At 67.8% G+C, this 15,417-nt stretch carries 18 protein-coding genes; 8 read left to right on the top strand and 10 right to left on the bottom strand.

Annotation, left to right across the window (positions count from 1 at the left end):
* The 4 genes from DES52_RS19740 to pepF form a co-directional block, all read right to left on the bottom strand.
* Positions 1–623 (bottom strand): hypothetical protein (locus DES52_RS19740; RefSeq protein ID WP_146237394.1); only part of this gene is annotated, 623 nt, incomplete at its 3' end.
* A gap of 80 nt (positions 624–703) precedes the next feature.
* Positions 704–1,192, bottom strand: a complete 489-nt coding sequence (locus DES52_RS19735) for an HIT family protein (RefSeq protein WP_211317970.1) — start codon at positions 1,190–1,192, stop codon at positions 704–706.
* Positions 1,189–1,554: a cupin domain-containing protein gene (locus tag DES52_RS19730; protein WP_211317969.1), complete on the bottom strand. Its 366-nt coding sequence runs from the start codon at positions 1,552–1,554 to the stop codon at positions 1,189–1,191. Before DES52_RS19730 ends, DES52_RS19735 begins: the two co-directional genes overlap by 4 nt.
* 4 nt (positions 1,555–1,558) lie before the next feature.
* Entirely contained in the window at positions 1,559–3,358 is a 1,800-nt protein-coding gene (gene pepF / locus DES52_RS19725) for an oligoendopeptidase F (RefSeq protein WP_110888546.1), read from the bottom strand.
* Positions 3,359–3,382: 24 nt separating this feature from the next.
* Here pepF and DES52_RS19720 point away from each other — a divergent pair, with 24 nt between their 5' ends.
* The 4 genes from DES52_RS19720 to DES52_RS19705 are packed head-to-tail and all read left to right on the top strand — an operon-like array spanning position 3,383 to position 7,030.
* On the top strand, positions 3,383–4,264 hold the full coding sequence (locus DES52_RS19720) for a GntR family transcriptional regulator (protein ID WP_245901170.1): 882 nt from the start codon (positions 3,383–3,385) through the stop codon (positions 4,262–4,264).
* Between the two features lie 56 nt (positions 4,265–4,320).
* Entirely contained in the window at positions 4,321–5,361 is a 1,041-nt protein-coding gene (locus DES52_RS19715) for an SIS domain-containing protein (RefSeq protein ID WP_110888545.1), read from the top strand.
* Between the two features lies 1 nt (position 5,362).
* Positions 5,363–6,223, top strand: a complete 861-nt coding sequence (locus tag DES52_RS19710; protein ID WP_110888544.1) for a PfkB family carbohydrate kinase — start codon at positions 5,363–5,365, stop codon at positions 6,221–6,223.
* A gap of 39 nt (positions 6,224–6,262) precedes the next feature.
* On the top strand, positions 6,263–7,030 hold the full coding sequence (locus DES52_RS19705) for an ABC transporter substrate-binding protein (RefSeq protein ID WP_110888543.1): 768 nt from the start codon (positions 6,263–6,265) through the stop codon (positions 7,028–7,030).
* A 9-nt stretch (positions 7,031–7,039) separates the two neighbouring features.
* Here the strand turns inward: DES52_RS19705 and DES52_RS19700 are convergent, their stop codons facing one another.
* From DES52_RS19700 to DES52_RS19675, 6 genes are read right to left on the bottom strand one after another with little or no spacing between them, the layout of a single operon-like run.
* Complete coding sequence (locus DES52_RS19700; protein WP_110888542.1) at positions 7,040–7,552, bottom strand: NUDIX hydrolase; 513 nt, start codon at positions 7,550–7,552, stop codon at positions 7,040–7,042.
* A gap of 17 nt (positions 7,553–7,569) precedes the next feature.
* Positions 7,570–8,436, bottom strand: coding sequence for an ABC transporter ATP-binding protein (locus DES52_RS19695; protein WP_110888541.1), 867 nt, complete (start codon positions 8,434–8,436; stop codon positions 7,570–7,572).
* On the bottom strand, positions 8,400–9,395 hold the full coding sequence (locus DES52_RS19690; RefSeq protein ID WP_110888540.1) for a FecCD family ABC transporter permease: 996 nt from the start codon (positions 9,393–9,395) through the stop codon (positions 8,400–8,402). Before DES52_RS19690 ends, DES52_RS19695 begins: the two co-directional genes overlap by 37 nt.
* Complete coding sequence (locus tag DES52_RS19685; RefSeq protein ID WP_110888539.1) at positions 9,392–10,318, bottom strand: ABC transporter substrate-binding protein; 927 nt, start codon at positions 10,316–10,318, stop codon at positions 9,392–9,394. The genes DES52_RS19690 and DES52_RS19685 overlap by 4 nt, the downstream gene beginning before the upstream one ends.
* 16 nt (positions 10,319–10,334) lie before the next feature.
* Positions 10,335–11,351 (bottom strand): FecCD family ABC transporter permease, encoded by a 1,017-nt coding sequence (locus tag DES52_RS19680; protein WP_245901168.1) that lies wholly within the window; start codon positions 11,349–11,351, stop codon positions 10,335–10,337.
* Entirely contained in the window at positions 11,348–12,286 is a 939-nt protein-coding gene (locus tag DES52_RS19675) for a sucrase ferredoxin (RefSeq protein WP_110888538.1), read from the bottom strand. Before DES52_RS19675 ends, DES52_RS19680 begins: the two co-directional genes overlap by 4 nt.
* 236 nt (positions 12,287–12,522) lie before the next feature.
* On the opposite strand from DES52_RS19675, the gene DES52_RS19670 reads away from it, so the two are divergent.
* From DES52_RS19670 to DES52_RS19655, 4 genes are all read left to right on the top strand, one after another.
* Positions 12,523–13,053 (top strand): sulfocyanin-like copper-binding protein, encoded by a 531-nt coding sequence (locus DES52_RS19670; RefSeq protein WP_110888537.1) that lies wholly within the window; start codon positions 12,523–12,525, stop codon positions 13,051–13,053.
* A gap of 91 nt (positions 13,054–13,144) precedes the next feature.
* Entirely contained in the window at positions 13,145–14,332 is a 1,188-nt protein-coding gene (locus DES52_RS19665; RefSeq protein WP_110888536.1) for a cytochrome P450 family protein, read from the top strand.
* Positions 14,333–14,339: 7 nt separating this feature from the next.
* Positions 14,340–14,948, top strand: a complete 609-nt coding sequence (locus tag DES52_RS19660) for an RNA 2'-phosphotransferase (RefSeq protein ID WP_342767096.1) — start codon at positions 14,340–14,342, stop codon at positions 14,946–14,948.
* A gap of 24 nt (positions 14,949–14,972) precedes the next feature.
* Positions 14,973–15,413: a hypothetical protein gene (locus tag DES52_RS19655; RefSeq protein WP_110888535.1), complete on the top strand. Its 441-nt coding sequence runs from the start codon at positions 14,973–14,975 to the stop codon at positions 15,411–15,413.
* The last annotated feature ends 4 nt before the right edge of the window (positions 15,414–15,417 follow it).

The following is a 15,417-nucleotide window of genomic DNA, read 5'->3' as shown; positions in this document are numbered from 1 at the left end:
TGCAAAAAGCGCAGGAAGTCCAAGGCGTCGAAGCCACGGTCCAGTACCCACAAGATGCGCGTCACGCCGTGCGCAGTCAGCGCATCCTTGACTGCGTTCACCGCCGTTCGGTACTCGGCGTTCTTGCTCTTGAATCCAGGGGCGAGCGTGCTGAAACTCGTGTGGTACAACAACGCCCGGGGGCCACTTGAGGAGATACCGAGTGCAGTGAGGGTGTGGAAGCCGTGCACGAGTGTGTCGTCGAGCGAGCGCACCGTGTCGAGGTGCTCGATTCTGTGGCTGTGCGGCTTTCGAAGGTCCGACTCGTCGAGGATCACGAGCACTTCGTCACTGCCCGCCAGCCGCTGAGCGCCGAGTTCCGTCAACACCCGCGTCAAGCGAGCGGGGCGTACGTCTGCACGGGCGTTGCCGCCGTGCACGAGGCGGCGTAAGCGGCGCTCGGCGTGCTCGGTGCACGTTGTTCGAGGCGCGGCCCGCGCGATCTGCGAGAGGCGCAAGCCGCCCGAGGCGAGGATGCCGTGGGTGAGGGCCGTGAAGCCGTCGAAGAGACGACGATCGCGAAATAAGGGCCGGTAGGCGGACAGGTGGCGCGACAACGCGCCGATGGGCACGTGAGGCTTCATGCCTCACTATGCACACTTTTGTCCGCTTTCCAGTGCATAGGGCTTGTGGATAGGCGAATCATGCCGTATAATAATGACCATCAACGGCCCGAGCGGCCGTTTTCTTCGTTCAAGGTCGCTCGAAGTTGCAAAAGCAAGTCGGCGTGCCGCGCCGAGTCGAACAAAGCGTCGGGCGCGAAGCGCACCTCGGGCGGATAGAACCACGCGGGCGTGGCGCGACGCTCGGCGTCCTCCCAGTCGTACCGCGCCCAGACGTGCGCTTGCAGGTAAGGGTCGGTGTTGCCGTAGATGCCGTAGTTGACGCGGGCGCAGCCCGTCACCGCTCGAATCGCCCGTCCGAGCCGCGCCATGTCACGCAGGAAAGTCGTCTGACCGAGCTCGTCGAGGTCTTCGAGGCTCGGTGCGAGCGGATCGGCGAGCAGCAACGCGTAGCCCGGCAGGAACTGTGAGTCGCCGAGCACGGCGAAACCACTTGGCATTCGCGCGATCACGGTGGGATTGAGCCCCGCCCGGGCAGCTTCGAGCCGCCCGGGAATGCCGCGTGAGACGAAGTCGTGCCAAGTCGTCACAGCTGTTCGAGTTGCGTCACGGTGCGCTCGCCGACGACGTTACCGGTGTTCAGGGTCGAGGCGGGTTCGAACAGGACGACCCAAACTTCGTCGCTCTCGGCGACCGGGAGATGCTCGACGGTCCTGGGAACGATCAGAAACTCGCCGGGCTTCACGAGGACGTCGCGGTCGCGAAAACGCATGCGCAACTCGCCGCGCACGACGAGGAACAATTCGTCTTCCTCGTCGTGATGGTGCCACACGAACTCGCCGCGCAACTTCACGACTTTCACGAGTTGCCCGTTGAGGTGCCCGACGATCTTCGGCGACCACGCCTCGTCGAACAGCCCGAACTTCTCCTCCAAGTTCACGGCGTCCAGCATGAGGTCAGCGTCCTTCCCGCGCGTCCACGATCTTCTCGAGGCGGTCGACGTAATCGGCGAGCACCTCGAAGGTCCGCTCGACCGCTTCGCCCGAACGCATGTCGACGCCCGCGAGTTTGAGCGCGTCGAGCGGGTACAGCGATCCGCCCGCCCGCAAAAACGCCAGGTAGTCTTCGCGCGCCGCCTGCGTGTCGCCGTCGAAGCGCGCGAGAAGTTGGTGGGCAGCGCTGATGCCCGTCGCGTACTGAAAGACGTAGAAGTTGCTGTAGAGGTGCGTGCTGAACTGCGCCCACGTGACGCCGCTTCGCTCGCGGTCCATCTCGACGCCGTCTCCGTATCCTTCGGCGAGCAGGTCCGCCATCAGGGCGTTGAGGGTACGCGCCGAGAGGGCTTCGCCTCGCTCGACGCGCTCGTGGATGTCGAGTTCGAAGCGCGCGAGGGTCGGCATGATGAAGAAGTAGCGGTGGAAGTTGCTCATCGCCTCTTCGATGAGGGCGATTTGGAAGTCCTCGTCGGGCCGCGCGCCGAAGAGGTGGCGGCGCACCATCGCCTGATTGAAGTTGGAGGCTACCTCGGCGACGAACAGGCTGTAGCGGCTGTACACGTACGGCTGGCTGCGCCACGTGAGGTACGAGTGCATGGAGTGGCCGATCTCGTGTGCGAGGGTGGAGAGGCTGAACAGGCTGTCGGCGTAGCTCATGAAGATGTACGGCAGCGTGCCTTGTGTGCCGCTGGAGTACGCGCCTTGCCGCTTGCCTTCGTTGGGGTACACGTCCACCCAACGCTCGGTCGTGAGGCCGCTCCGCATCGCGTTCACGTACTCCGTGCCGAGAGGCGCCATGCCTTCGCAGATCCACTCGACGGACTGCTCGTACGAAACGCGCGGCGGTTCGGCGGTGAGCGGCGCTTTGACGTCGTATTCGCGAAGGCGTTCCAAACCGAGCAGTCTCGCGCGAGCGCGCCAGTAGCGATGCCACGTTCCGACGTGACGGCGGTACGTGTCGATGAGGGTGTGGAAGACCTCGACGGGAATGTTGTTCGGAGAGAGCGCGGCGTGCAACGAGTTTTCGTATCCGCGCACGCGCGCCACGAAGACGTCTTGCCGCACCCCGGCACTCAAGGACGCCGCCATGGTGTTCGCGAACTTCAGGTGCGCGTCCGCGTAAGCTTCCCACGCGCCGCGGCGCACCTCGCGGTCGGGATCTTGGGTGAGGCGGTCAATGTTGCCGTGCCCGATCTTGACGCCGCCGACCGTTCCGAGATCGAGATCGGTGTTGACGAGCGTCGGGTGGATGGTGCGGGCCGCGCCGAACGGACCGCGCACGAGGCCGAGCACCTCCTCGACGTCCGCGCTTCGAACGTGAGGCCGTTGCCGTTCGAGGTTGTCGAAGAAGTGGGCGTACATGCGCAGTTCGGGCGTCCGCGTCCACGCGCTCAGCGTGTCGGCGGGCAAGGCGAGCAACTCCGGCTCGGCGAAGGCGATGGCGGCGGCGAAGGCGCCCGCGAGGCCCGTCACCCGCTCACGGCGTGCGTTCGCGTCGGTGTCGGACGCGTCCACGGACGCCGACATGAACGCGTAGTTGTTCAGGCGCGAGAGGCGAGACGCGAGCGTCTCGCTGCGCCCGAGGTACGCGGCGATCATGTCGGGATTCGCGAGGCGACTTTTGAACTCTGCGAGGCTCGGCAAGGTGGCTTCGAGCGCGGCGAACTCCGCGTCCCACTCGGCAGGCGTGGCGAAGAGGTGCTCGATGTCCCACTTGGACTCGGGGGCGACGTCGGAACGGCGAGGCAGCGAGGCAGTCATGGGCCATACCGTACCATCCGCGAGATGAGCGTTCGCTGGAGTGCGCCTCGACAACGTGACGCCGTCCGGCGGGGCGGGGCGAGCGCGCGGTCCTACCAATTTCGCAAGCGGCGCGGCATGCTAGAGACGATGACGAAGCTGGACCGTTCCCCGTCCTCGTCGGCGCTCGAGTTCGCGCCTCGCTACTTGCAGGTGCAGCAGATGCTTCGCGAGATGATCGAGCGGGCCGAGTACGGACCGGGCGACAAGGTGCCGTCCGAGCGGGAACTCGCCGAGCAACTGGGCGTGAGCCGTATGACGGTCCGCAAGGCGATGGACAACCTCGTTCGCCTGGGCTTGCTGGAGCGGGACGGCACGGCGGGCACGCGGGTGAGCGCGCCGAAAGTCAGCCGCGTGCTCAACGACGACCGGCTCAACAGCATCACGCAGATGGTCGCGGCGACGGGCGGAACGGCCGGGGGACGTCTGCTGGACTTTCGCGTGGCGCCCGCTTCGAGCAAGGTCGCCGAGAAGCTGGAGGTGCCGCTTGGAAGCGCGGCCGTGGTGTTGCGCCGCTTGCGCTTGGTGAACGACGTGCCCTTCTGTCTGGAGACGAGTTACCTGCCGTCGGCCCGCGTGCCGGACTTGGCGGCCGAGGACTTGCTGGGCAACCAGTCGTTGTACGGAGTGCTGCGCGAGCGTTTCGGCATCGAGGTGGGCGTGGGCGACAGCAGCATCGCCGTGCGACCGGCGACGGGCGACGAGGCGGGCATGCTGGGCTTGGACGAGGGGCAGGCGGTGCTGCTGTACCGCTCGGTCGTGCGCGATCCCTCTGGGGTGCCGTTCGAGTACGTGAAGTCGGTGAATCATCCGCACCTCGTGGTGTTTCAAATTGGCGAGCGGGACCGTGGTGGCGCGGCACCTTGACTTTTCGGAGCTTCGAGGGCACTCTTGGTATATACCAAGAACCGCAAGGGGAACCAATGACAAGGACCACCAGCGTGACCGCCGTTCGAGCGGCCCCGATCGACCATGCCCGCATCACCGACGGCCTCGCCGAGGCCCTCCGCGTCAAGAACGAAGCCGCTCGGCTCGGCATGGCGCTCGCGCCGACCGTCGACCGCGTCTACCTCGTCGCCTGCGGCGCCCCAAACCGCGTCATGCTCGCTTTGGAGTACTGGCTCGACCAAACGCGCACCCAACTGCACGTCAAACGGTTCTTTCCCGCCGAATTCGTCACCCTCGAACCTCGGCTGGACGAGCGCACCCTCGTCATCCTCGCCTCGAAGTCCGGCACCACCCGCGAAACCGTCGACGCCGCGCGGTACCTGCAAGACAAGCCGTGCCAGACGCTCGCCGTCACGAGCACCGCCGACGCGCTCCTCGCGCGCGCCGCCAAGCGCACCTTGCTGATCGGTGACACCGAGCAGGCGCACACCGGCATCTTCATCGCCTTGCAAGCGCTCGTCGGGGGCCTCATGCACGCCCGAGACGGCTGGCCACACCTCGACGCCCTGCTGCGCTCGCTCGACGCGCTGCCCGAGGTGCTCGTCGAGGCCGCCCGCCAAAACGACGCGCGAGCGCTCGAGGACGCGCGCACGTACCAGCACGACCGCACGTTGTACCATCTCGCGTCCGGCCCCATGTTCGCCACCGCCTACGTCTTCGGCGTGTGCATGCTCATGGAGATGCAGTGGATGCACAGCATTCCCGTCGAAGCTGCCGAGTGGTTCCACGGTCCCTTCGAGATTCTCGACGCGTCCACGCCTGTCATGCTGCTCCTCGGCGAAGACCCCAGCCGTCCCCTCGCCGAGCGCGCGCTCGCCTTTTGCAAAAAGTACAGCTCGCGCCTCATGATCTACGACTCGCTCGATTACCCCATGCACGGAATCGATCCCGTGATTCGCCCGATCGTCGCGCCGTTCGTGCTGCAAGCCGCCCTCAACCGCTTCGCCGAGCACCTCTCGGAGTTGCACGGCCATCACCTCGACACCCGCCGCTACATGTGGGTCACCGAGTACTGACGTGCGCCGCCTCCTCGGACTCGGCGACAACACGGTCGACTTGTACCTCACGACCGGCCTCATGTACCCCGGCGGCAACGCCGTGAACGTGGCCGCCTTGAGCGCCCGGCTCGGCGAGACCGCCAGCTACCTCGGCGTCGTCGGGCAAGACGCGCCCGGCGACCTCGTTCTGCGCGCGCTTCGCCACGAGGGCGTGGACGTCACCCGCTGCCGCCAAGTCCCGGGAAGCACGTCGTGGTCGAAAGTCGTGCACCGAGGCACCGACCGGACGTTCACCGGCAGCGACCTCGGCGTCTCCACCCGCTGGGAACTCACCCTCGACGACTTCGACTTCGTCTCGGCCCACGACGTCACGCACGTCAGCTTGTACAGCGGCCTGAACGACCTGCTGCCCCGCATTCGGGAAGCGGCGCCGCGCTTGTCGTTCGACTTCTCGTCCGAATGGACGGACGCGCACCTCGAAGACGTCGCGCCGCTGCTCGACGTGGCCTTCTTGTCCGCCGCCGAGCACGACGAGCGCGGCTGCGTCGAGCTCGCGCGACGCGTCGAGCGCCTCGGCGCCCGCGTCGTCGTCGTCACGCGCGGAGAGCACGGCGCGCTCGCCGTCACGGGCGGCGAGCCGACCTTCGTGGCCGCCGAACCCGCCGACGTCGTCGACACGCTCGGCGCGGGCGACGCCTTCATCGCCGCGTTCCTGAACGTCTGGCTCGACAGGGGCGACCTGCCGTCCGCCTTGCGAGCCGGAGCGCGCGAAGCCGCCCGCAACTGCGCGACGCTCGGCGCCTTCGGGCACGGCACGCCCATCACCCCGGACGGCGACCTCGTCTTCGCCGAGGACCCCGGACTTCGCAACGCACGTTGACCGAGCGTCCCCGGACGTTTCGGCTTTCGAGGAGGACGTATGAACCGAACGCTTTTCCGCCTCTCGCTGGTCCTCGCCGCCGTCGCCTGTTCGAGCGCGGCGGCCCAGCCCGCGACCCTCGCCGAGATTCGCAAGACCGGAGTGCTGCGGCTCGCGACGGAAGGAAACTACCCGCCGTTCAACTACTTCAAAGGCAAGACCCTCACCGGATTCGAAGTCGACCTCGGAAACGCCATCGCCAAGCAGATGGGCCTCAAGCCACAGTGGACGACCATCGTGTTCGACAGCTTGCTCATCGGGCTGGCGCAGAACAAGTACGACCTCGTGATCGCCTCGCACGGCATCACGCCCGAGCGGCAGAAGGCCGTGAGCTTCAGCAATCCGCACTACTGCTCGGGCGGCGTCCTGGTGTCGCGTCCCGGCGGCCCGAAGACCCTCGCCGACCTCAAAGGCAAAGTCGTGACGCTTGGCGTGAACACGTCCTACCTGCAGTACGCCCAACGACTGCCGGGCTTGAAGGAAATTAAGACGCTGCCGACCACGAACGACCAACTGACGGCCGTGCTCGTGAAGCGCGCCGACACCATGGTTCTCGACCGCTTCAACGCCTTAGACGTCGTAAAGACGATGCCCGGCAAACTCCAAATCGGCGACGTCATCTTTCCCGAGCGCATCGGCATGGCGGTCGGCCTCGGCAACACCTCGCTCGTGAGCGCCGTGAACGCCGCGCTGGAGAAGTTGATGGCGGACGGAACGTACGCCAAGCTCAGCAAGGCGTACTTCGGTCAGGACGTGCGCTGCCCCTGATCGGCAGCCTCAAGCGAGAACGCGCGCCACGGCCAGCTTCAACCCGGCGTCCAAATCGTCGGGAAGCGTCCAGCGCACGAGCGGCAACACGCGGTCGGACGTGAGGCGAAAGGCGAAGCGCAGGTCGTGATGCACGTGCGCGCCCTCTTTGGAGTTCTCGGGAATGGCGTGCACGTCCACGCCGACGAGGTGCGGCGTCATGAGTGCCACGTCCGCCCGCGTGACGCCCGTCTCCTCTTGAAGTTCGCGCCACGCCGCTTCCAACACGTTCGCGTCGTCCGGCTCGACGTGCCCGCCGGGTTGAAGCGCTCGGCGAAGCTTCTCGTGCCAAATCAGGGCGACGCGCGTCGCGTCGGGAGCGAACAGCACCGCCGACGCCGTGACGTGGCCCGGTCGGGCGAACCGCGAAAACGGATCGGGCGAGCGCAGCAATCGGCGCGTCGCCAAGACGGCCGCCGCCTCGTTCGGCGTAGAGGGAGCGAACGCGTCGAGCAGGGCCCAGAGGTGCGCCGAGCGGGACATCACCCGCCCAGCATAATTCAACTCTTGGAGCGCGGCGCGGCGTCGAGGTGCGCTTTGCGGGCGATGCCGTACGGAATGACGTGCGGACGGCCCGTGTCGGGATCGGCGAGCAGGTGCGCTTCGAGGCCGAACACGTCGCGCAGCAGGTCCTTCGTCATGACGTCGCTCGGATCGCCCTGCGCGTACACTCGACCGTCGAGCACCGCCACGACCTCGTCGGAATACCTGACGGCCTGATTGAGGTCGTGCAGGACCATCACGATCGTCTTGCCTTGCTGCTCGTTGAGGCGTCGCACGAGGTGCAGCACTTCGAGTTGGTGGCTGAGGTCGAGGTACGTCGTGGGCTCGTCGAGCAGCAGGACGTCGGTTCCTTGAGCGAGGCTCATGGCGATCCACGCCCGTTGCCGCTGCCCGCCCGAAAGGGAATCGAGCGGCCGGGACGCGAAGATGCGCATGCCCGTCTGGTCGAGCGCCCACTCCACGAGGCGGCGGTCCTCGGCGGTGCGTCCGCCGAGCAGGCCTTGATGCGGATGCCGACCGAACCACGCGAGTTCCTCGACGGTGAGGCCTTCGGGCGCGCTCGGTCCTTGCGGCAGGATCGCGAGTTGCTGAGCGACCACCTTCGATGGCAGGCGGTGCACGTCGGCGCCGTTGAGCAGGACGGCTCCTCGGTCGGGAGCGAGAAGGCGCGACAGGGAGCGCAGCAACGTGGACTTTCCGCTGCCGTTCGCCCCGATGATCGTCGTGACGGCGCCTCCTCGCAAGGAGAGGTCGAGGCCTTCGAAGACGGCGCGATTGCCGTACTTGAGGCCGAGGTTGCGCGTCGCGAGTTTTGCGGTCACGTGCGTCAAGATAGCGCTCCGGAGGTGCGGCGCAGAAGCCATAAAAAGTACGGCGCGCCGACGAGGGTGGTCACGATGCCGGCCGGAAGTTCCAGCGGCGGCAGCACCGCGCGTCCGATCGTGTCGGCCACGACGACGAGCACCGCGCCGAGCAGCGCCGCCACGGGCAGAAGGCGTGCGTGCAGACCGCCGACGAGCAGTCGGGCGAGGTGAGGAGCGAGCAAGCCCACGAACCCGAGGATGCCCGCGCCCGTCACCGCCGCCGACGCCAGCCCCACGGCGACGGTGAGCGCGATTCCACGGGCGAGCCCCACGCGCGTTCCAAGAGACGTCGCGACGCTCTCGCCGAAGCTCAGGACGTCGAGGCGCCGCGCGAGCACGAAGCCCAGTGGAAGCAGGACCGCCGCCCAAGGAAGAACGCGCAGGACACGTTCGATGTCCGCGCCGTACACGGTGCCGGTGAGGAAGGCCAAGGCGCCCGCGATCCCGTCGGGCGCCCGAACGAGCACGAGTTGCTGCGCCGCGCCGAGGGCCGCGCCGACGGCCACGCCGATCAGGGCGAGGCGCACGGGCTGCACCGCGCCGCGTTCGCGCGCCAGCAAAAAGACGGCGGCGAATCCCAGCCAAGCGCCCGCGAACGCGCTCCACGGAAGCGCCCACGACGGCGCGCTCGGCAAGACCAAGAGCGTCACCGTGGCGGCGAGGCCCGCGCCCGCGCCCACGCCGACGATGTCGGGCGAGGCGAGCGGATTGCGAACGACGCCTTGCAAGATCGTGCCGCTCGCCGCGAACATCGCGCCCGCCAGGGCCGCGACGAGGACGCGCGGCAAGCGCAGCTCCACCAGGATGCGGCGGGTGAGCTCGTCGCCGCCGCCGAGCAGGACGCCGAGCACCTCGCCGGGAGGCGTGCGCACGGCGCCCAGCCCCAGCGACAGCACGCCGACGAGCAGCAAGAGGGCCGCCAAGGCGGGCACGAGGAGCAGGGCGCGCCGAGCGTTCACGGCTTGAACGCGAACTCCTTGGCGGGCGCCTTGTCTTGCAGAAGGCCCGAGTCGATGCTTTGCGCGAGCATCATCTTGAGGGCGATCGGTCCGCGCGCGCGCGTCCACAAGTCACGGTCGAACTCGTACACGCGGCCGCGCTGCACGGCGCTGATCTTCTGCCACAGGGGGTTCTTGGCCCACTCCCGCACGATCGGCTTCTCGTCGACTCCGGTGAACAAGACGAGCGTGCCCGGATTGAGGGCCACGAGGCCTTCGAGGCTCAATTCGTACTGCGTCGTCGTGCCTTGCGGCTTGACGAGGTTCTTGCGGCCGAGCTTCTCGATGAGGCTCCCGACGAACGCCTCGGTGGAGTGCACGGTGAAAGAGTTCTCGGTGGCGACGGCCATGACGGCGCCGGGCGCGCCGCGCTTCGCGAACGCCTTCGCCTTTTGCAGAAGTCGCGCCTGCTCGTCCACGATGCGCTTGGCCGCCGATTCCTTGCCGACGATGCGGCCGATGTCGAGAACTTGATTCATGATGTCGTCGTAACTGCCGCGACGACTTTGGAAGGCGGCGGTCGGCGCGATTCGGTCGAGTTGCGGATAGAGGTTGGTGTGCACGAAGGCGTCGGCGAGGATCACGTCGGGCTTCACCGCGAGGATCGCCTCCAGGTTCGGTTGGGCGCGCGAGCCGATGCTGGCCGTGCCTTTCGTGCGCGCCGCGAGGTACGGGGGAGCGCCTCGGTCACCGCCTTGCGTGCCGATCGCCGCGCCCGCCGCCTTCACGCCGAGCGCTTCGAGGGTGTCGAGGAAGCTGTACTCCAGCACGACGACGCGCTTGGCGGAAGCATTGAGGTCGAGGGTGCCGCGCTCGTGCTTCACGGTGATGGCGAAGGCGGGCGAGGCGAGCAGGGCGGCGAGCAGCAGAGGGGTCTTCTTCATGGAACACTCCGAGGAATTACTCCGCGCGCTTGAGGCGGCGGGCGAGCAGGACGAAGAAGGGCGCGCCGAACGCCCCGATGAGGATGCCGACGGGTGTCTCGGCCGGACGAGCGACGAGGCGCGCGGCGACGTCCGCCCACACGAGCAGGGCGGCGCCGAGCAGGGCGGACAGCGGCAAGAGCAAACGGTGGTCGACGCCGACGAGGCCGCGCGCGGCGTGCGGCACGACGAGGCCGACGAACCCGATCGGTCCGACGACGCTCACGGCGGCGGCGGCGAGCAACACGCCGAGCAGCGTGACGAGCAGCGTCTCTCGGGCGCTGTTCACGCCGAGGCCGCGCGCGAGGTCCTCGCCGAGCGCGAGAATGTTCACGCGCCGCGCGAGCGCGAAGGCGACGAGCAAACCGCCGAGCACCCACGGCGCCACGCTCGACACGTGCGCCCACGTACGGTTGGCGACGCTACCCGAGAGGCTGAACAGCGCGGAGGTCGCGCGCTCCTCGAACAGAATCTGCAGGGTGCGCGAGCCCGCGCCGACGAGGGACGCGACGGCCACCCCGGCGAGCGCGAGGCGCAGCGGCGTGAGGCCGACGCCGCGCGCGATGCCGAGCGCGAGCATCGCGGCGAGCAAGCCCCCCGCGAAGGCGAGCGGCACGAAGCCGGCCGCCGTGAGCCCCGGCAAGAACACCACCCCGATCAAAATGGCGAGGGCCGCGCCCGCCTCCACGCCGAGGATGCCCGGATCGGCGAGCGGATTGCGCGTCACGCCCTGCAACAGCGCGCCCGACACGCCGAGGCCCGCTCCGGCGAGGGCGGCGACGAGGGCGCGCGGCAAGCGCAGGGTCCACACGATGAGGCTTTGGGCGGAGTCGTCCGGAGCGAGCAGCAAGGCGAACGCGCGCGAGAATTCGATGTCGGTCGCGCCGAACGCGAGGGCGGCGACGAGGCCGAGCAGCAGCGAAGCGAGCGCGAGGATGAAGGCCAAGCCGCGCACGGCCGCCCTCGGACGGGCGAGGCGGCGCGCGAGGATCAAGAGCGCACCTCCAAGCGCGTGACGGCGTACTGCCGCGCCGTGACGAGGTCGGGTTTGTGGCTGCCGCCGGGCACGGTGACGGTGTGCGTGACCTCCACGCGCGCCTCGACGGCGCCGAGGGCGCCGTCGAGGCGCGCGAACGCCAAACGGACGTCGGCGCCGCGCTCGTCGGCGTGCAAGGTCTCGCCGCGCTTGGGCGTGTCGAGCCACGCCCAGCCTTCGCGCGCGAACATCTCGCGGTCCACGACTTGCCCCCACGCGTCGAGCCCCGCCCAGCCGCGCAGGTGACGCGCGACGACGCCCGGGTCGCCTTCGCGCCGCGCGATCATCTCGGCGACGCCGGGCGTGAGGCGGCCCCAGAAGCGGCCCGAAGGCAGTTCGATCATGGTAGGCGCGAAGCGGTGTCCGCCGATGTGGGCGGTGCGCCACGCGCGCGCGTGGGCGAAGCGTCCGTGCAAGGCGCGTTCGAAAGACGCGCCGAACTTGCCGCACGCGGCGTCGACGCGGCCGTGCGTGCACACGTGGAAGTCCAAGCCGGCGGTGGTCGACGTCGCGGCGGAGCTCACGTCTTGCAAGGCGGCTTCCACGAAGTCGGGAAAGGTCTGCTCGGTCGTTTGGACGTCGTGCCGAACGAATCCGGCGGCGAACGGTCCGGGGCGACGGTAATGCGTGACGTGGTAGGGCGGCAAGTCAGCGCCCGCGTCGTAAGCGAGCAGGCCGAAGCCGATCTTGGTGGTCTTGACGAAGTCGCCGAGACGTTCCCAAACGGCGCGGCGATGGTCGGACCAGCAGGTGACGTCCCGGAAATCGTCCCAGCGTCGCTGAGGCAAGGCGACGGCGAACGCGTGGTCCCAGCGCGGCGCCGTGCCGCCGAGGTCTTCTCCGGCGCGGAGGGACGCGGCGCAGCACAAGTCGAGGTGGGGGACGGTCGTCATCGTTCTTCTCTATTCCGAGCAAACTACTCGGGTTAACATAGAGCGAACGAATAGCCTTGTCAAGAAACCTCGTCCTGCACGAAAAAAACAAGAATCATTCCTGATAAGGGCCCAACGTGCACGCCCCCGACCAAAGTCGGGTGTCCGTCCCGCCCGTCGTCCGACTTTCGGACCTGGGCATAAACCGAGCGGTCGCTTACAATTCCATCAAGCTCGCACTTTCAGGAGGACCTCGTATGATCGGACGTCTCGCGCTGCCCGCCCTTCTCGTCGTCACCGCCGCCCTCGCCCAGATGCCGTCCATGCCGACGATGGCCCAAGCCGCCCCCTCCACGACCGCTCCCCTCCCGACAACGTCCGTCACGACCGACACCGCCACGAAGACCGTGAAAGTCGTGTTCGTCGCGGGACACGACACGGCGAACAACGGCTTGAACTACAACGGCGACGCCAAAGGCGAAAAGACCCTCACCGTGCCGCTCGGTTGGACGATCGAGGTCACGCTCGCCAACGGAGGCCGCATGCCGCACGACTTCGCTGTCGTGAGCGGGGCGAGCGTACCGAGCAACGTCGGCGGAGCCAAGCTCGCCTTCAAGGATGCCGCCACGCAAGTCACGATGCCCGGCATGGTCAGTCCCACCACGAAATTCGTCGCCAACCGCCCCGGTTCGTACCTCATTTTGTGCCGCGTCGGGCGTCACGCCGCCAACGGCATGTACGTCAAGCTCGTCGTCGCGAACAGCCTCAAAGAAGCAACGTACCGCTGACGCCTCGTTCGAGAAGGCGCCGACCCCCACTTGGGGGTCGGCGCCTTCTCGCGCCCGTGAATCCTGCTACCGTGCTTTTCGGAGGCTCGGCATGACCATTTCTTCGACGGCCGGTTTGTTCGACCCGACGATTCTCGACGATCCGTACGAGACGTACGCGCGGCTGCGCGAACAGCCCGGCTTGTTTTGGCAAGCGCACGCCTCGGACAGCGGCGGCATGTGGATGGCGACGCGTCACGCCGAAGTGGAGCAAGTCTTGAAAGACGCGCGCCTCACGAAGGACGCGCGCAAGGTGCGCGACGTGCCGCCCGACGTCTTGCCGAACCACATGCTCGCCACCGACCCGCCCGATCACACGCGTCTGCGCGGCCTCGTCGGTCAGGCGTTCACGCCGAGAACCGTGGAGCGCATGGAAGCTCCCATTCGCGCCATCGCGAGCACCTTGCTCGACCGCGTCGCCTCCTCGGGCCGATTGGAGTTCATGGACGACTTCGCGACGCCCTTGCCCGTCGTCGTGATCGCGCAACTCCTCGGCGTGCCGCCCGAGGACCACGACGCCTTTCGAGCGTGGAGCACGGACTTCGTGGACGGTAGCGACTTCGCGAACGCGACGCCCGAACACGCGGCGCGAGCGCAAGCCGCCATTCCCGCCCTCGCGGGCTTCTTGTCCGAGCTCGTCGCGAAGCGGCGCGCGAATCCCGCCGACGACCTCATCTCGCACCTCATCGCCGCCGAGGACGAAGGCGGCCGACTTCAACCCGGCGAGCTCATCTCGAATCTCGTCCTACTCGTGATCGCGGGGCACGAGACGACGGTGAACCTGCTCGGCAACGGATTGCTGGCCTTGCTGCGTCACCCCGAGCAACTCGCCTTCTTGCGCGCCCACCCCGACGCCTTGCCGAGCGCGATCGAGGAGATGCTGCGCTTCGACGCTCCCGTGCAACGCGCCTTGTTCCGCGCCGCGCTCGAAGACGTCGAGATCGGCGGGCAAGTCGTGCGCCGAGGCGAGCAGGTGAGCGCCGTGATCGGCGCGGGCAACCGCGATCCCCTCGTCTTTGCGCAGCCCGACTCGTTTCTCGTCACCCGCATGCCCAACCGCCACCTCAGCTTCGGGCGCGGCATCCACTTCTGCCTCGGCGCCCCTCTCGCCAAGCTCGAAGCGCGCGTCGCCTTCGAGGAGCTTGTGCGCCGCTTCGAACACCTCGAACTCGCCGCCTTCGAACGCCGTCCCAGCACGATGTTCCGAGGCCTGCGCCACTTGCACGTACGCACGAGTTGAGGGCGGCGTGAAGCGCGTACGCCACTTCACGCACGCGCCTCAGGGCTTGTTCGGCTACCCTGCGTTCATGGACGACCGCGCCCGCGTGAGGCTCAGCAAGACCCTCGCGCGCTTCCTGAGGCACGCGCCGCACGAGCTCGGCTTGACGTTGCAACTCGGCGGCTGGGTGGACGTGGAGGCCCTGCTGACCGCGCTCGGCGAGCGCGGTCAGTACGTCTCGCGAACGGACCTAGAAGAGGTCGTGCGTTCGAGCGACAAGCGCCGCTTTTCCTTCGACGCCCCGAAAGCGAGAATCCGCGCGAACCAAGGTCACAGCGTCGAAGTGGACTTGCAGCTCGCGCCGATCGAACCACCCGCCGTGCTGTACCACGGAACGAGCGCCGACAAGGTCGACGTGATTTTGCGCGAAGGCTTGCGGGCGATGCGGCGCCATCACGTGCACCTCTCGGCGGACGAGGAGACGGCGCGGCGGGTCGGCGCGCGGCATGGTCGAGCGGTCGTGCTGACGGTGGACGCGGCGAGAATGCACGCCGACGGCCGAGTCTTCTACCGCTCCGAGAACGGCGTGTGGCTCGCGGACGACGTTCCGAGCGCCTACTTGCGGCGCTCGTCTTGACAAGCGCTTGTCATACCATGAGTCATGCCCGTGTTGTTCGCGTTGATGACCGCCGCGCTCGTGCCGAGTTCGTACTGCAACGCCCGCTTCGCCTACTGCCTGACGGCGCCGTCGTTTCTCGTGGGGCAGGGCGAGTCGGACAACGGCGACGGGCAGGTGTTCCTCGATCGGCGCCGCGCCGTCAAGTTGACGGTGTGGGGCGACCTCAACGCGCTCGGTGACACGCTTGGCAAACGCTACGAGCGAGCCGCGCGCACCTCGGCGTCACGGCGCGTCACGTACAAGACGCTGCGTTCGTCGTGGTTCGTGGTGAGCGGCACCGAGGGCGGGCGGGTGTTCTACCAACGGACGATGCTCGACGCGCCCCGCAACGTCTACGCGACCTTCCTCCTGGAGTATCCGATCGGCGACAAGACGGCCGAAGCGGCGATCCGATCGTTGTCGAGCTCGTTCGTGTGGCGTTGAGGGC

Source organism: Deinococcus yavapaiensis KR-236, assembly GCF_003217515.1.
GTDB classification, from domain to species: Bacteria; Deinococcota; Deinococci; order Deinococcales; family Deinococcaceae; genus Deinococcus_A; species Deinococcus_A yavapaiensis.
The sequence above is the reverse complement of the archived record's forward strand: the minus strand, read 5'-3'. Positions and strand labels throughout refer to the sequence as shown.

What these genes read in the sequence shown, in the direction of transcription:
- DES52_RS19730 (WP_211317969.1), bottom strand. Translation starts at nt 1,554, where the DNA reads ATGCTGGACGCCGTGAACTTGGAGGAGAAGTTCGGGCTGTTCGACGAG.
- pepF (WP_110888546.1), bottom strand. Translation starts at nt 3,358, where the DNA reads ATGACTGCCTCGCTGCCTCGCCGTTCCGACGTCGCCCCCGAGTCCAAG.
- DES52_RS19720 (WP_245901170.1), top strand. Translation starts at nt 3,383, where the DNA reads ATGAGCGTTCGCTGGAGTGCGCCTCGACAACGTGACGCCGTCCGGCGG.
- DES52_RS19715 (WP_110888545.1), top strand. Translation starts at nt 4,321, where the DNA reads ATGACAAGGACCACCAGCGTGACCGCCGTTCGAGCGGCCCCGATCGAC.
- DES52_RS19705 (WP_110888543.1), top strand. Translation starts at nt 6,263, where the DNA reads ATGAACCGAACGCTTTTCCGCCTCTCGCTGGTCCTCGCCGCCGTCGCC.
- DES52_RS19700 (WP_110888542.1), bottom strand. Translation starts at nt 7,552, where the DNA reads ATGTCCCGCTCGGCGCACCTCTGGGCCCTGCTCGACGCGTTCGCTCCC.
- DES52_RS19695 (WP_110888541.1), bottom strand. Translation starts at nt 8,436, where the DNA reads ATGGCTTCTGCGCCGCACCTCCGGAGCGCTATCTTGACGCACGTGACC.
- DES52_RS19685 (WP_110888539.1), bottom strand. Translation starts at nt 10,318, where the DNA reads ATGAAGAAGACCCCTCTGCTGCTCGCCGCCCTGCTCGCCTCGCCCGCC.
- DES52_RS19675 (WP_110888538.1), bottom strand. Translation starts at nt 12,286, where the DNA reads ATGACGACCGTCCCCCACCTCGACTTGTGCTGCGCCGCGTCCCTCCGC.
- DES52_RS19670 (WP_110888537.1), top strand. Translation starts at nt 12,523, where the DNA reads ATGATCGGACGTCTCGCGCTGCCCGCCCTTCTCGTCGTCACCGCCGCC.
- DES52_RS19665 (WP_110888536.1), top strand. Translation starts at nt 13,145, where the DNA reads ATGACCATTTCTTCGACGGCCGGTTTGTTCGACCCGACGATTCTCGAC.
- DES52_RS19655 (WP_110888535.1), top strand. Translation starts at nt 14,973, where the DNA reads ATGCCCGTGTTGTTCGCGTTGATGACCGCCGCGCTCGTGCCGAGTTCG.